We start from the raw sequence: 16,228 nt of genomic DNA on the forward strand, positions 1-16,228 counted from the left end.
AAATGAATTTAACACTTAAAATTTGGAGACAAAAAGACTCGGATACAAAGGGTCAAATGGTCGATTATAAAGTTACTGATATTTCAGAGCATATGTCTTTCTTAGAAATGATGGATGTTCTCAACGAACAATTGGTTAATGCAGGAGAAGAGCCTGTGGCGTTCGACCATGATTGTCGTGAAGGTATTTGTGGAATGTGTTCTATGTATATTAATGGAGAAGCTCACGGTCCAGATAGAGGTATAACAACGTGTCAACTACACATGCGAATGTTTAAAGATGGTGATACCATTACAATTGAGCCGTTTAGAGCAGCAGCATTTCCTGTAATAAAAGATTTAGTGGTAGACAGAACAGCTTTTGAACGTATTCAACAAGCTGGAGGTTATATTTCTGTAAATACGTCTGGTAACACTCAGGATGCAAATGCCATTCCTATTTCAAAGCATGCTGCCGATGAAGCTATGGATGCTGCAACTTGTATAGGCTGTGGTGCTTGTGTGGCTACTTGTAAAAATTCATCTGCCATGTTGTTTGTAGGTGCTAAGGTGTCGCAATATGCATTATTACCTCAAGGACAGGTAGAGGCAGCAGACCGTGTTAAAAATATGGTTGCTCAAATGGATTTGGAAGGTTTTGGTAACTGTACTAATACAGGTGCTTGTGAAGTGGAATGCCCTAAAGGTATTTCTTTAGATAACATTGCGAGAATGAATCGTGAGTTAATGAAAGCCAATATATCTTAATATTTTTATAAATACATCATAAAATTTAAAAGCCCAAGCATTAGCTTGGGTTTTTTTGTTTAGATTTAATAAATAAATCTAGCAGATGAAAATAAAATACGTATTCCTACTCATCCTATTTCACCTTTTATATATAGATATTAATTCGCAAACGTGTAAAAAAGAAGTTAGTTTATTTTGCGGAGAAACTCTTTTAAGACATTTAAGATGTTTGTCCTCTGATGCCTTTGAAGGTAGAAAAACAGGGACTAAAGGTGCGTTAAAAACCAAGAAATATATAATAAACCAATTCTATTCATTAAATGTTAAGCCATTAAAAAGAAGTTATGAACAGCGTTTTTTATTTATAAAAAAACGTAGAGAATATAAAGCAACAAATGTTTTAGGGTTAATAAAAGGAACTAAGAATCCGCATAAATATATAGTTATTAGTGCTCATTATGATCATGAGGGCATTAAGGGAGGAGAGATATACAATGGCGCGGATGATAACGCCTCTGGAGTAAGCGCATTGTTTAGTATTGGGGAGTATTTAAGAAAAAATCCACCAAAGCACTCGGTTATTTTGGCAGCATTTGACGGAGAGGAACTAGGACTACAAGGATCTAAATATTTTGTGGAAAATTCAATGGTTTCATTGAAAAATATAAAAATGAATATCAATTTGGATATGATTAGTAGAAGTGAAGAAAACGAGTTATATGCAGTTGGGGTAGAGCATAATAAACAATTGAAGTATATAGTTAACCATTGTAAACACTCTAAAAAAATTAAACTTATTGCAGGACATGATGGGTACGATGACTTAGAGAATTGGACCTATTCATCAGATCATGCAAATTTTCATAAAAGGGGAATTCCTTTTTTATATTTTGGAGTAGAAGAGCATGAAGACTATCATGAACCCACAGATGATTATGAAAATATTCATCCAGATTTTTATATAGAAGCAGTAAAGGTTATTATTTCTGTACTTGAAAGAATAGATAATTTACGACTCTAAAAATAAGCCTTTAATTGAATAGAGCCCGTATGGATGGTTTTGCTTGTTTCTGTTTTTCTTCCAAAATAGCTCAGATTGAGATCAAGAAAAGTCGTTAATTTTTTTTGAGCCAATAAGGTCCAAGTAAAGTTTTTTCCAGGCTGTAATCCTTCTAGCATTTGATAGGCAACAGGTGTGTTGGGGTTTCCGTTAAAAGTATTTGAGAAATAATTAAACTCTCCATTTATAGCACTTTTTTGATTACTAGCTAAAGTAAAAGAAGCACCATATTTTTGTTGTTTCAACGATTCTAAACTACCTATGGTATTGTCTTTGCCTGCATATTGGTAAAACACATCAAAACTAGAATTGTCATTAAACAAATAAGATAGTTTTGGGTTAAAACGCTTCTCATCAAAATTATAATTTTTACTTGCAAAGTTTTGGCTAATACTTTCATTGTTATTAAAAGATGAAAAAAAGTTTATTAACCAACTCTCAGCAATTTTATGATTAAAATTAAACTGATGACTTTTCAGTCCGTTTTCAATAAATCCAATAGATAAAGTACTTTTGGTTGTGTTTTCTAGAAAGGTATAAGAGGTCGTATAACGTTGTTTACCTCTATTAAAGAATAAGACATTTCTAAAATTTAATTGTAGCCCTAACTGATCGGTCTCATTACTTTCAAAAGGATTAAGGTTAAAACTATTACCGTCTCGTTTTATTTTTTTATCGATTAAATAACTGGTCTGGTTATAAAAATGCGACCAGAACTTTTTCGATTTGCGATCGCTAACAGCCCATTGAGATGGATTAATTGTGAGTGTTTGGCTTAACCTATTTTGATGTGTTTTTATAAAAACCCGATTGGGTAACAGAACTCTTATATATTTTCCTTGATCTTGAAATTGGGCAATTTCAAATTCTTCGAGCTCTTGTATCCCATTTTCATTGTAATCGATCCAGGTGTAAGTGCCTTGTCCTGCTTCAACCTCAACATAAGTGAAGTCTTGTTGGGGTAATGTCCCCGAATTGGTTTCAAAAATAGTGTTCCACTGTACTACTTGCTTAAAAAGCTTTTGGTTAAACTGTAGTCTGGAATTTATAGAACGCTCATCTTCAACGTTACTATCTTCGCTTTTTAAAGTTCTATAATTAGCGTATAATGACAGATTGGTATTTTTATTTCGAATCAATCGCGAATCTAAGTAAAAGGTGTTAGAGGTGTTTACTTTTTGTAATTCATTATTTCTAATACTATCATTCACGCGGTTTTTATAACCTATTTCTGCAAAAACCTTTGTGCTATCACCAACACCAACAAATAGTTCATAAGATTTAAATTTTTGACTCAAAGGGGTTAATGTTCCAGATGAAATATCTCTTTGTTCGTTATCCTCGATAGCTAATTTGGTTCCTAGCCAACTTTTTTTCATGCCATAAGTAATACGATTATAAGATCTTAAAAAAGTTGATGTATTTATATTGGATTTGGCATTCAAGAAACTGGAAGAAGAAAGAATACTTAACCTGTTTAAAAGAAGATTAGCATTGGCTATATGACGGTTACCATTAAATCCGTCAGAAAAACTTAAATGTTCAAATTGATAATTGAATGTACCCTTTTTAGGGTGGAAAATACCAACGCCAGAGTTAAGCAAGACTTGGTTTCCCAAGCTACTTACAACTTCATTTCCTTTGGGTTGTTCCAAATTCCAATCTCTATTGAATTCTGGGTTGTATAACCCCTCAATGTTCCTATAATCCCTACTAATATAATCGCCATCAACAAACATATTAATGCTCCAAAGGCTATCTCTTTTAATAAGGTTCTGTGTAATATTTAATTTTCCTGCAAAACCGTCATTATCATCGTCATTTAAATTCGAAAATAAGTTTAAATCATTTTTGCTTCCCGAAGCTTCAAAAGCGACACTCGTTTTTTCTGATGGCTTATAACTTCCGTTAAGAACTGCAATTTGAAGTTTTGTTGGAGCCACAAGTTGAACAATAGGGGCGTAATTACCTTGGGAAACACCTGCAAACTCATAAATATTATTAATGGCGTTAATATTACTTAAATTATAATCCCCTTGATTTATGCCAACCTGTGTAAAAGTAACACGATATAATTCATCTTCAGGATTATTGGAAAAAACAAAGGCCTCAACACCACCAATCAATTCTTTTTTATATAAAATTCTATTTTCGTTTAAAGTTTCTTGAATTTCAGAAGGAGCAACCATTAAAGCTTTATCATCTCCTGCGCCAGATAGTATTTCAATTTGTTCTTCAGATAAGTTTTGTTGAAGTGGTTGGTTTTTTGCGTCATTTTCAGAATATACAGAAATGCCAATTTTTAGTTTGTTACTTTCAAATTGCCCGCCCCCGTAAGCTACAAAGCGGGAGTAGTTACGCTCGCTAAATTGATAATCGACTGTAATCCGCATTTCAGAAGTTATAGGATATGTGGCGTTAAATATAATTTCGCCCGCATTATAATCTATAATATAATCTTGATCCTCGCCACGCTTCAAGGCAACACCATTCACGTAAACCGTTTCGCTCCCAGACACAATAAGCACAAATAATTCGCCATTGGGGCCCTGTAATTTATAGGGACCTTGATTCCCTTCTTGAGCTGTAAATTGACTGGTGGTAAATTGCCCGCGAACAATAGCTCCAGAGGCAAATAGGTTAGTTCGAGCTGTTTCGTTTCCTAATTTGGCATTAACGGAGAGGCCTTGAACGCGTTTGGAAAAACTTGCGAAATAAGAATTGGTATTCTGCAAATCTATATCTCCTGCACGAATATTCCACCGATCACTGAATAATTCAATAAAAATCTGATCAAATTCATCCAAACGTTGCGAATAACCACTTTCTTGTAATGGAATATTAGCGTCCTGTATAGATGCTCTAAGAGAAACGTTGTCATTAAGTTTTCCGGTTATTTGAAGATCTAATTCACTGTTTAAAACAGAGTTTTGATTGTTTCCAATAGTTACACCTCTAGAGATGCTACCCGAAGTTGTTAAACCATCAAAGGGAATAAAATTTTTAGAATCGTTTGGTTTCGATAACTTATATAATTTTTCAAGATTATCATTGCTTTCTACAATAATAGCCTCGTCTAATTGTTTATAGGTTTTCGTTAAAAAATCGGGAAACCTTAAATAATTAATAATGATCGAATCAGTTTTAATAGGCTTTTTAAAAGTAAGAATGGCTTTCGCAAAATCGATCGAATAAAAGGAGGAATCAATAAGACTATGGTCTTTTTTTCTAATTGAAAACGAGCTGGAATTTATGCTTACACGATCAATACGAATAGAATCTTTTACAGCAACTTTTATCGTTTTGTAGTTTGAATCAGTATCTTGAGCAAATCCGCTAAGACTAACTAAAAGTACAATAATTGATGCAATGGACTTCATTAGATACTTAAACTATAAATAGCTTAAAATATTTTGTTAATATAATTCGTTAAACTTGCTGTAATACCGAATATGATTTCTTTATGGAAATTTAGCGGTATTTAAATTTGTCTTTTCCGAGAAATCGGTAATCTAAATAAAAAATTTATTTTCATTTGATAGTGTAAAAGTAACGTATTATTTATTTTAGCTAGATGAAAATTATATCCTATAACGTAAACGGTATTCGAGCAGCATTAAATAAGGGCTTTATAGATTGGTTAAAAAGCGCAAATCCAGATGTGATTTGTTTACAAGAGATAAAAGCATTAAAAGAACAACTGGATTTAGATATTTTTGTTGAAGCAGGGTACAAATACAACTATTGGTTTAGTGCTCAAAAAAAAGGGTATAGCGGTGTTGCTATTTTAAGTAAGATTGCCCCCAATCATATAGAATATGGTACAGGTATTGAGTCGATGGATTTTGAAGGGAGAAATATACGTGCCGATTTTGATGGTGTATCGGTAATGAGCCTGTACTTACCATCTGGAACGAACGATGCTCGTTTAAACCATAAACTGGAGTATATGGATTTGTTTCAGGAATATATAAACGGTCTTAAAAAAGAAGTTCCTAATCTTGTTATTTGTGGCGATTATAATATTTGTCATGAAGAAATTGATATTCATAATCCCAAAATGAAAGGAGTGTCGGGGTTTTTACCAGTAGAACGCGAATGGATTGGACGTTTTATTGATAGTGGATTTATCGATTCGTTTCGATATTTAAATGCGGAAACTCAGCAGTACAGTTGGTGGAGTTACCGCGCAAATGCTCGGGCAAACAACAAGGGTTGGCGATTGGATTATGCTATGGTTGCAGAACCTTTACAAGAAAAAATAAAAAGAGCCGTTATACTGTCTGAAGCGGTACATAGTGATCATTGTCCAATTTTAGTTGAAATAGACAGCTAAACATATTTGATAACATAAATAATAATAAAAAATCCCAAAATAAAATGATGAAAAAAGTCTTATTAGCAGTATTGACCTTAACATTTTTAGTGTCCTGCGTGTCACCAAAAGTTTATAAAGAATTAGAAGATAAATATGCTGATTTAAAAGAGGAAAACAGAAGACTTTCTAGTGAAAATGATGCGCTTTTAAGCGCTAAAAACGCTGCAGAAAATGAATTAAAACAAATTCAGAAAGCCTATGACGAAGCTGTACAAGAGCGTGATAAGATACAGTCTGATTATAATGCGATGAAATCTAATTACGATAATTTAAAAAATTCTTACGATGCCTTAGAGAAAAACAGTTCTAGTGCTATAGCGAGAAACTCTAAAAAGAATAGAGAATTATTGGCTCAATTAGAAGCCAAGGAGCAGGCTTTGGCTTCAGAGAATGCACGTTTGGCTAGACTTAAAAAAGAATTGGAAGACCGTTCTAATCGCGTTGCAGAATTAGAAAGTGTTATTGCAGCAAAAGATGCAGCCATGACACAATTAAAAAATGCCATTTCCAGAGCTTTAACAGATTTTGAAGGCAAAGGCTTAACAGTAGAACAACGCGATGGAAAAGTATATGTGTCTATGGAAAACAAACTATTATTTAGTTCTGGTAGTTGGGCTGTTGGCACCGAAGGTCGAAGAGCTGTTCAACAATTAGGAAGTGTGCTTGGTGACAATCCAGATATAGCCGTTTTAATTGAAGGTCATACAGATAATGTGCCCTATAAAGGGAATGGACAGTTAAGTGGTAACTGGGACTTATCGACCAAACGAGCTACGGCTATTGTAAACATTTTAAGAGAAAACGCAGCGATAAATCCAGAAAATTTAACAGCGGCTGGACGTGGTGAATTTGCGCCTATTGCATCGAACGATTCGGCAACGGGGAAAGCAAAAAACAGACGTATTGAGGTAATTTTAACGCCTAAGTTAGACGAGCTGTCTAAATTGTTAAATGAAAATTAATCGTAACTGTTCATTGTGAGTATGAGCATGACCCAACAATCTATTCAATTGAAGTTAAGATTAATTTAAGAACAAAAAAGGTTCTCACATTTTGATTGCGTCCAATGGAAACAGTCGCATTTATGACACTCCTTAGAATAACGTTTCAAAAGAAACCTTAATATACTTTAAACCTTTCAAGTTTCTTATAACCTGGAAGGTTTTTTATCTTTGTGCTTCGCCTAAAAATTAATAAACAAGTCACTCCTGTAAAGGAAGGAATCTACTAGAGAATAAGGAGCTTTAATTATAGAACTCCTTACTTTACATGAGTAACAAAACATAATTTATGAAATATACAACGCTACCAAATACAAATATAAAAGTTAGTAAAATATGCTTGGGTTCCATGACTTGGGGAAATCAAAACACAGAGACCGAAGGACATGCACAGCTAGATTATGCTTTAGATCATGGTGTTAACTTTATAGATACTGCCGAATTATATCCAGTACCAGCCACAGCAGAAACCAGTGGGCGAACTAGTGAAATTATAGGTTCGTGGTTAAAGAAAACAGGTAAGAGAGATCAGGTCGTTATCGCTTCAAAAATAGCGGGACCAGGAGATTATACCGCTCATATTCGCACAACAGGTTTTAGTCCGAAATCAATTAAAGAAGCTATAGATTTAGAATTAAAACGTTTAGAAACAGATTATATAGACTTGTACCAATTGCACTGGCCAGAGCGCGATACAAATAAGTTTGGGATGCGTAATTTTCCATACAATTCGCCGCAACAATGGGAAGAGAATTTTAAAGAAGTCTTAGAAACTTTAAATAATGCTGTGAAATCAGGAAAGATAAGAGAAATTGGTGTTTCTAACGAGAATTCCTGGGGAACCATGCGTTATTTACAAGAAGCTAGAAATCATAATTTGCAGGGACCTATAACCATTCAAAATGCGTATTCTCTTTTAAATCGTTTGTTCGAATATGAATTGGTTGAAGTATCGTTAAGAGAAAATATAGGTTTACTTGCATATTCACCTATGGCATTTGGAGTGCTGTCTGGAAAGTATATTAAAGGAACGGCAGACAAAAATTCAAGGTTGGGCAAACATCCTCGTTTTGCACGTTATAGCAGTGATCAATCTACCGAAGCTACAAAACAGTATTTGGAAGTTGCCGAAAATAATGGTCTAACTTTAGCTCAAATGTCTTTAGCTTTTATAAATCAACAACGTTTTGTTACAAGTACCATTATAGGTGCTACAAATTTAAATCAACTTAAAGAAAATATAGATAGTATTTATGTTGATTTAAGTGATGCGGTTTTAGAAGAGATTAACAGAATACATCATACTATTCCCAATCCAGCACCTTAATATTTCCATATTCTAAATAAAGAAAAGAATCTTAATTGCTTGAATGTCAAACTTTAATGTTTTACGGTTTTCCCGTAGCAATATGTTTTGTTTTTTTGTAAAATGAATAATTTTTAACAATTGCTAAACGATAAATTAAAACATAAAAAACGAAATTTATTTATGTAAAAAACTTTCTCTCATTTTTTATAATAGAATTTTATCTAACCTTTAAATTATAAAAAAATGAAAAACAAATCGATTATTATTAAAGTGTTTGTGGTATTGATGATGCCGCTTTTTTTATTTCAGAATTGCTCAGAAGATTCCCCTGAAAATATTCCAGAGGAAAAAGCGATTCAAAATAAGCTGCTTGAAAATTTGAAACAACTAGGCTTTGAAGAAAGTGATATTGAAGATACGGGGCGTTATTATGTGATTCAAGGCGATATGACTTTTGATAAGAACGAGGAGTACTGGTCTCCTGGTAATATAAATATTCCCAAAGAAACGAAATCTAAAGTTTCGACTTCAAAACAAAGAGAAACCCCTTTTCCTGTGACAATTACTAATGTTAATGTTTTTTTGAATCCAAATATGAATGTCAATTGGACAAATGCTTCCAGAGATGCTATTGATCGTTGGAATGCTGTAAATTCTGGTTTAAATTTGATTGAAGTATTTTCAGCAGCAACTGCCCATATTCAAATAATGTATGATACGCATGACCCAGGGACAGTTCTCCCTAATACTACTTTTGGGCGTGGGCTGTTCCCAACTGTAGATGGATTACCAGGAACCAGAACATGGATAAACCCCGATTTTAATTTTCCTAATCTATGTGGTAGTACTATAACCCAAAATGCTAGAATTGCAAATGTTCAACATGAGCTAGGGCATAATTTAGGACTTGCACATACAAACGACCCTAGTTTTACTTTAATTCCTGGTACATCAATTACAGATCCTGGGTCTGTAATGAATGGTGGTGCAGTATGTACAATATCAGATTTCAGTAACAATGATGAGATAGCAATTGAAATTTTATTTCCACTTCCAACAATTTCAGGTCCTTCTATAGTATGTGGGACATCAACAAAAACATTTACTTTAAGTGGAGGAACGGCTACTTCATGGCAGGTATCATCTAATCTACAAATTGTTTCTCAGGCAGGGACTAGCGCGAATATTAAATCAACAAGTAGTTCTACAAGTGCATCTGGTTTTGTTGAAGCGGTTACTTCCTCAGGAACCATACGAAACGATATCTGGATAGGAGGCCCAAGAATTAAGCTCACTAGTGTACAGCCAAGTTTATACTGGGGAGGCAGCTATTACGTAGGGCAACAGGTATGGTTTAATTTTGCAGATCAAGCTCAACAAGTTTTTCCTCTTAACAACTCCAATTTTCAGTGGCGTAAAAAAACATCTAGTAATTATGACTATAGCTTGGTTACCAAATCGGGCCCTACTGTGGTTATAAAAATAAACAGCTCTGGTTTTATTGCTATAGACTTTGAAGTTAGAATTAAAAACGAATGTGGTTGGGGGCCCTGGAAAACTTATGAGTATCAATTACAGGTTTAATACGATTAAATTTCGAGATATAAATTAAATTCTAAAAAACAAAAAGCCCCTTACTTTTAATGTAAGGGGCTTTTAAATTATTTAATTTGATTACCATCTTTATCAAAAAAATGATATTCTAAATATGTGTAAGCATCTCTTGGTAAAACTTTGACCCATTTTTTGTGTTCAAAAAACCATTTTGAACGTATAGATGGAAAACCTTTTGTTAAAAAGGCTGCTATAAAAGGATGTGTGTTTAAAGTCAACTTCTTATAGTCTTTTTTTAATAGTCGTTCAAGATCATGTGTAATAGTTTGTATTAAACCTATTGGAGCTTCAACCTCAGAACCATTTAAACCGTTAGGGTTTTCCTCTCTGGTTTTAATATTCATTTCTGGGCGAACGCGCTGTCTTGTTATTTGTATCAATCCAAATTTACTAGGAGGCAATATTTTGTGTTTAGCTCTATCATCCTTCATTTCATCACGAAGGTGATTAAATAATTTTTGCCTGTTTTCAGCATTTGTCATATCAATAAAATCGACTACAATAATGCCTCCCATATCACGTAAACGTAATTGGCGAGCCATTTCGGTAGCTGCTATTAAATTAACTTCTAATGCTGTATCCTCTTGGTTGTTGGCTTTATTAGATCTGTTACCGCTGTTTACGTCTATTACATGTAGTGCTTCGGTATGTTCGATAACCAGATATGCACCTTTAGCCATAGAAACGGTTTTGCCAAAGGAGGTTTTTATTTGTCTTTCAATTCCGAATTTTTCGAAAATTGGAACTTTAGTTTGATACAGTTTAACTATTGATTCTTTTTTTGGTGCAATTTCTTGCACATAGTCTTTAATTTGAATGTAAAGCTCTTCATCATCTACATAAATACTTGTAAAGGTGTCGTTAAATATGTCTCGCAAAATAGACGAGGCCTTATTCATTTCTCCCAATACTTTGCTGGGATGATGTGCTTTGTGTAGCTTTTTGCACATTGCCGTCCAACGACTAAGCAAATTTTGCAAATCTTTATCTAGTTCAGCTACTTTTCTGCCTTGTGCTACGGTGCGTACAATAATACCAAAACCTGGTGGAGTTATACTCTTTACCAATCTTTTTAGCCGGTCTTTCTCTTCTCTATCTTCTATCTTTTGTGAAATAGAAATACGACTAGAAAAAGGCACTAAAACAATATATCTGCCAGCAATAGAAAGCTCAGAGCTTATTCTAGGGCCTTTTGTAGATATAGGTTCTTTAACTATTTGTACCAATAGCGACTGATTCGATTTTAAGACGTCGGCAATTTTGCCGTCTTTCTCAATATCTTTTTCAAATGGGAAGTTTTTTAAAGAAAAATCTTTTAATTTACCTGTGCTTACACGTTTGGTGAATTTTAAAAGGGAAGGTAATTTTGGTCCTAAATCGTGATAATGCAAAAATGCATCTTTCTCGTAACCCACATTAACAAATGCAGCATTTAAGCCAGGAACAGCTTTTCTTATTTTGGCTATAAACACATCACCAACAGAAAAGTCATTACTATCTTCATCCTTTTGTAATTCAATAAGTTTTCCATCTTTTAATAAGGCAAAATCAACATTGTCGGAACTAGATCGAATAATCAATTCTTTATCCATTTAGTTAATTTTTATCCATACTTTCTAGTCTCTCAATGAGTGGTAGTTATTTACAGTATTTAAAGACTGATAACTAAAAACCAACAACAATCAACCGAATTGTACAGATGGATTATACATTATTTTTTATCTAATAATAGAGATGTGATTTCTCTATTATTAAACGCAACACCTTAATTATGTTCATGATACAAAATCAAACTTCTAATTGAGGTATTTCACAGGATTTTTAAACCCGTGGAGCTCATAAAAACCAAAACATTTTAATGAACTCATTTCAAAGAACGTGTTACTTTCTAAACCAAAAGAAGTAGTTTTCTAACTACTTCTTCGGTTTATTTTTTCTTTTTATGACGGTTAGCGCGTCTACGTTTTTTACGCTTATGCGTTGCAACCTTATGTCTTTTACGTTTTTTACCACTTGGCATAAATAGTGTCTTTTAATTAATAATTTACTTTTTAATACTTTTATTTAACGTCTACATTTGTTTTAACGCCTTCAACAAAAACTTTTGCTGGCTTAAATGCAGGAATATTGTGAGCTGGTATTTTTATAGTTGTATTTTTAGAAATATTTCTACCAGTTTTTTCGGCTCTTGTTTTTATAATGAAGCTTCCAAAACCTCTTAAGTAAACATTATCACCACTTTCTAAAGAAGTTTTTACTTCTTCCATAAATGTTTCAACAGTTGCTTGAACATCACCTTTTTCAATTCCTAATTTTTCAGAAATTTTTGCTACTAAATCAGCCTTCGTCATTTTTAATATTTTATTTTTTTAGGTTATATAAATTTAGAGGGATGCAAATATAGGAATTTAATATTCAATATTTCAAACCTAATTCATTAAAATTTAAGATTATAAACGTTTATTTTTGTGCGCAGTATATATTCAATAAATGACATTTTCAGAAATTTTAATTCATTGGTATTCAAATAATAAAAGAGAACTTCCCTGGAGGAAAACAAAAGCTCCGTACTATATATGGCTGTCAGAAATTATTTTACAACAAACGCAAGTTAATCAAGGACTTCCATATTATATGTCGTTTATTGAAACATTTCCTTCGGTTTTCGATCTTGCCACTGCAGACGAAAGTGAGGTGCTTAAATTATGGCAAGGGTTAGGGTATTACTCCCGTGCCAGAAACTTACATGCTACAGCAAGGTATGTTGCTGAAGAATTAAATGGAACATTTCCCAACAATTATAAAGACTTGTTAAAACTAAAAGGTGTAGGCGATTATACAGCAAGTGCGATAGCGTCTATTTGTTTTAACGAGGCGACCGCTGTTGTTGATGGAAATGTCTATAGGGCTTTATCGAGATATTTTGGAATAAGTACTCCTATAAACTCTTCAAAGGGTACTAAAGAGTTTAAAGCATTGGCTCAAGAATTAATTGATAAAAAGAATCCCGCAGAATTTAATCAAGCAATTATGGAATTTGGGGCGACACAGTGCAAGCCTCAGAATCCTGATTGCCATATATGCCCTTTTAATAAAGGATGTATTGCTTTTAATAAAGGCATGATAGGTGAATTGCCAGTTAAAATTAAATCCGCGAAAGCAAAAAAAAAGTATTTCAATTTTTTGGTTTTTATTTCAGAAGACGGAAAGACAGTATTAGAGAAACGAGAAGGCAAAGGTATTTGGCAAAATCTATATCAGTTTCCTTTAATTGAAACGAATGCAAACGTAAATGCAGATACTTTAGAAACTTTGATAAAAGAGCATCATCTAATAAAAGGGGCTCCATTTGAATTATCGTTATATAATAAAGATGTTGTGGTACATAAACTATCCCATCAGCATCTTTACACCAAATTTTGGGTTGTTAATGTAGGTAAAACTTTAACAGAAGGCATCCCGACAGAGGATATACATCACTATGCGGTACCAATTTTAATAGGGAACTTTATTGAAGCTTTTAATTTTTAGGAACCACTTTCAAAATATGTGATGTTTTTAAGTTCGTTGAAATTATCATGACCATAAACTCTTTATTTTTTAATTAGTTTAGATTGAACACTCATATTTTTTTATTAATTTTAAAAAAATGCAATGCAATATTGTAATTTTGCGTTCTAAAACAAACAACAATTATGTCTGGAACATTAAATAAAGTTATGCTGATTGGACACTTAGGTGACGAAGTAAAAATGCATTACTTTGAAGGTGGTGGTTGTGTTGGTCGGTTTCCTTTAGCTACAAATGAAACATACACTAATAAGCAAACCAACGAGCGTATTACAAACACAGAATGGCATAATATTGTTGTTAGAAATAAAGGGGCTGAAATATGCGAAAAGTATTTAAGCAAAGGTGATAAGGTGTATATTGAAGGGCGGTTAAAAACCAGAAAATGGCAGGATGATAATGGTAACGAGAGATACTCTACCGAGATACAGTGTAGCGATTTTACATTTCTTTCAACCAGAAAAGAGAGTGAGAATAATGTAGCTGCCAATAAACCAGTGTCTCAAAATCCTGTTGCAAATCAGCCATCAAATAGCGAACCTAATGAGGAAGAAAATGACGATCTTCCATTTTAATTTAAGTTAAACTAAAAAGAGCGTATTTGGATCCTGATCCTTCGAGTTTTAAACCTTTATTTATTACAATTGATTTTTCAGTTGCTACAGGGTTTGTATTATTGTTTTTACTTCTAGTTTGTTCTGCGCTTATCTCTGGCGCCGAAGTGGCATTGTTTTCTCTTAATAGAAAGGATATTGATGATGGTCTGGAAACGAAATCAAAACGTTTAGAGATTATATCAAAACTATTGGAACGTCCAAAAAAACTATTGGCCACCATATTGGTTGCAAATAACTTTATAAACATTGCCATTGTTCTTTTATTTGCCTTTTTGGGAGATTTTATGTTTGGGGAAATTACCAATCTAAAGGTTAAATTCGTTGTCGAAGTTATAGTTATTACATTCTTAATTTTATTATTTGGCGAAATTTTACCCAAAATATATGCCAGTAGGAACAATGTGAAATTTGCCTCTTTTATGGCATATCCGTTACGTTTCCTTGATATTTTTTTATCGCCAGTAAGTTTGCCAATGCGTAGTGTAACATTAGCTATTCATAATAAATTAGGAAGACAAAAATCTAATTTAAGTGTCGACCAGCTTTCTCAGGCTTTAGAGTTGACCAGTGAAGAGGATACCACTAAAGAGGAGCATAAAATTTTACAGGGCATTGTGTCTTTTGGCAATACAGATACCAAGCAGGTTATGCGTCCACGAATAGATATTTTTGCATTAAATATAGAACAGAAGTATACCGATATCATGCCCGAAATAATTGCAAACGGTTATTCAAGAATCCCTGTTTACGAGGACAATATAGACACTATTAAAGGTATTCTTTATGTTAAGGATTTATTGCCTTATATAGATAGAACACAATTTGATTGGGCAAGCTTAATACGTGAACCTTTCTTCGTTCCCGAAAACAAGAAGTTAGATGACTTAATGGCCGAGTTTCAAGAGAAAAAAGTACATTTGGCCGTTGTTGTAGATGAATATGGCGGAACTTCTGGTTTAATTTCTTTAGAAGATATCATTGAAGAAATTGTAGGGGATATTAGTGATGAATTTGATGATGAAGATTTAATGTACTCTAAGTTGGACGACCATAATTTTGTTTTTGAAGGTAAGACTGCCTTAAAGGATTTTTATAAAGTTGTTAGAGTTGAAGATGAAGCTGTTTTTGAAGATAATAAAGGGGAAGCCGAGACTATTGCAGGTTTTGTACTGGAAATATCGGGAAGTTTTCCGAAACTAAATAGTAAAATAAATTTTGAAAATTACGTTTTCACCATAGAGGCTCTAGATAAAAAGCGTATAAAACTTGTAAAATTTACGATTACTTAATTTTTATCAAAAAACGTATATTGCTATTGCAAACTAAACACTATATGATTTTAAAACCGACTTTCAATTTTTTATTAAATACGTGCTTAGTAATAGGGATTGTAACGTTGGTGTCTTGCGGTGAAGATTATGTGCCAAAACCAAAAGCCTATTTAAGGCTGGATTATCCCAAAGCTAACTATGTTGAAGCTAAAGTAAATAAAGAGGTGCCTTTTTCGTTCGAAACCAATATATTGGCAACTAAAATTAAATCGGTAAGGGTAGATGCTACCACTAGAAGCTATGGTATAAACTTAGAATATCCAAGTTTAAAAGGCACCATTTTTTTAACCTACAAAGCAATTGACGGCAACAAAAAAAACTTAGCTAATTTTTTACGGGATGCCAGGAAGTTTACAGAAAAGCATATGGTGAAAGCAGATGAAATTCCAGAGTACCCATATATTAATAAAGAAAAGAAAGTATACGGAAGCTTTGTTGAAGTTAAGGGAAATGTAGCATCTCCAGCGCAGTTTTATGTAACCGATAGTATCAATCACTTTTTAACGGGGTCTTTGTATTTTTATGCCAAGCCTAATTACGATTCCATTTTACCAGCGGCTCATTATTTACAAAAAGATATTAAACACCTTATGGAAACCGTTGAGTGGAAGTAAAAAAGC

Annotated in this window: 13 protein-coding genes; 10 read left to right on the forward strand and 3 right to left on the reverse strand. The window is 33.3% G+C overall.

Annotation, left to right across the window (positions count from 1 at the left end):
* Nucleotides 1-2: 2 nt before the first annotated feature.
* Together HHX25_RS05505 and HHX25_RS05510 are read left to right on the forward strand one after the other, a co-directional pair.
* Nucleotides 3-746, forward strand: a complete 744-nt coding sequence (locus HHX25_RS05505) for a succinate dehydrogenase/fumarate reductase iron-sulfur subunit (RefSeq protein WP_169671028.1) — start codon at nt 3-5, stop codon at nt 744-746.
* An 85-nt stretch (nt 747-831) separates the two neighbouring features.
* Nucleotides 832-1,749, forward strand: a complete 918-nt coding sequence (locus HHX25_RS05510; RefSeq protein WP_169671030.1) for a M28 family peptidase — start codon at nt 832-834, stop codon at nt 1,747-1,749.
* Here HHX25_RS05510 and HHX25_RS05515 read toward each other — a convergent pair.
* On the reverse strand, nt 1,746-5,168 hold the full coding sequence (locus tag HHX25_RS05515) for a hypothetical protein (protein ID WP_169671032.1): 3,423 nt from the start codon (nt 5,166-5,168) through the stop codon (nt 1,746-1,748). The two genes, HHX25_RS05510 and HHX25_RS05515, sit on opposite strands and share 4 nt — an antisense overlap.
* Nucleotides 5,169-5,362: 194 nt before the next feature.
* Here HHX25_RS05515 and HHX25_RS05520 point away from each other — a divergent pair, with 194 nt between their 5' ends.
* From HHX25_RS05520 to HHX25_RS05535, 4 genes are all read left to right on the forward strand, one after another.
* Nucleotides 5,363-6,124, forward strand: coding sequence for an exodeoxyribonuclease III (locus HHX25_RS05520; protein ID WP_169671034.1), 762 nt, complete (start codon nt 5,363-5,365; stop codon nt 6,122-6,124).
* Nucleotides 6,125-6,168: 44 nt separating this feature from the next.
* Nucleotides 6,169-7,128 (forward strand): OmpA/MotB family protein, encoded by a 960-nt coding sequence (locus HHX25_RS05525; RefSeq protein ID WP_169671037.1) that lies wholly within the window; start codon nt 6,169-6,171, stop codon nt 7,126-7,128.
* A gap of 328 nt (nt 7,129-7,456) precedes the next feature.
* Nucleotides 7,457-8,494 carry an aldo/keto reductase gene (locus tag HHX25_RS05530; RefSeq protein WP_169671039.1) on the forward strand — a complete coding sequence of 346 codons (1,038 nt, stop codon included), beginning with the start codon at nt 7,457-7,459 and terminating at the stop codon, nt 8,492-8,494.
* A 225-nt stretch (nt 8,495-8,719) separates the two neighbouring features.
* Nucleotides 8,720-10,060, forward strand: a complete 1,341-nt coding sequence (locus tag HHX25_RS05535) for a matrixin family metalloprotease (RefSeq protein WP_169671041.1) — start codon at nt 8,720-8,722, stop codon at nt 10,058-10,060.
* A 77-nt stretch (nt 10,061-10,137) separates the two neighbouring features.
* Here HHX25_RS05535 and HHX25_RS05540 read toward each other — a convergent pair whose 3' ends face one another.
* Nucleotides 10,138-11,682, reverse strand: coding sequence for an Rne/Rng family ribonuclease (locus HHX25_RS05540; protein ID WP_169671043.1), 1,545 nt, complete (start codon nt 11,680-11,682; stop codon nt 10,138-10,140).
* A gap of 468 nt (nt 11,683-12,150) precedes the next feature.
* Complete coding sequence (locus HHX25_RS05545) at nt 12,151-12,441, reverse strand: HU family DNA-binding protein (RefSeq protein WP_019386001.1); 291 nt, start codon at nt 12,439-12,441, stop codon at nt 12,151-12,153.
* Between the two features lie 139 nt (nt 12,442-12,580).
* Here HHX25_RS05545 and mutY point away from each other — a divergent pair, with 139 nt between their 5' ends.
* The 4 genes from mutY (at nt 12,581) to gldD (ending at nt 16,222) form a co-directional block, all read left to right on the forward strand.
* A complete protein-coding gene (gene mutY, locus HHX25_RS05550) occupies nt 12,581-13,621 on the forward strand; it encodes an A/G-specific adenine glycosylase (protein WP_169671045.1) in 1,041 nt (346 codons plus the stop codon).
* A 164-nt stretch (nt 13,622-13,785) separates the two neighbouring features.
* On the forward strand, nt 13,786-14,235 hold the full coding sequence (locus tag HHX25_RS05555) for a single-stranded DNA-binding protein (RefSeq protein WP_169671047.1): 450 nt from the start codon (nt 13,786-13,788) through the stop codon (nt 14,233-14,235).
* A 26-nt stretch (nt 14,236-14,261) separates the two neighbouring features.
* Nucleotides 14,262-15,566 (forward strand): gliding motility-associated protein GldE, encoded by a 1,305-nt coding sequence (locus HHX25_RS05560; protein ID WP_169671049.1) that lies wholly within the window; start codon nt 14,262-14,264, stop codon nt 15,564-15,566.
* A 44-nt stretch (nt 15,567-15,610) separates the two neighbouring features.
* Nucleotides 15,611-16,222, forward strand: coding sequence for a gliding motility lipoprotein GldD (gene gldD / locus HHX25_RS05565; protein ID WP_169671051.1), 612 nt, complete (start codon nt 15,611-15,613; stop codon nt 16,220-16,222).
* The last annotated feature ends 6 nt before the right edge of the window (nt 16,223-16,228 follow it).

This window comes from Flavivirga algicola (assembly GCF_012910715.1).
Classification (GTDB): Bacteria; Bacteroidota; Bacteroidia; order Flavobacteriales; family Flavobacteriaceae; genus Flavivirga; species Flavivirga algicola.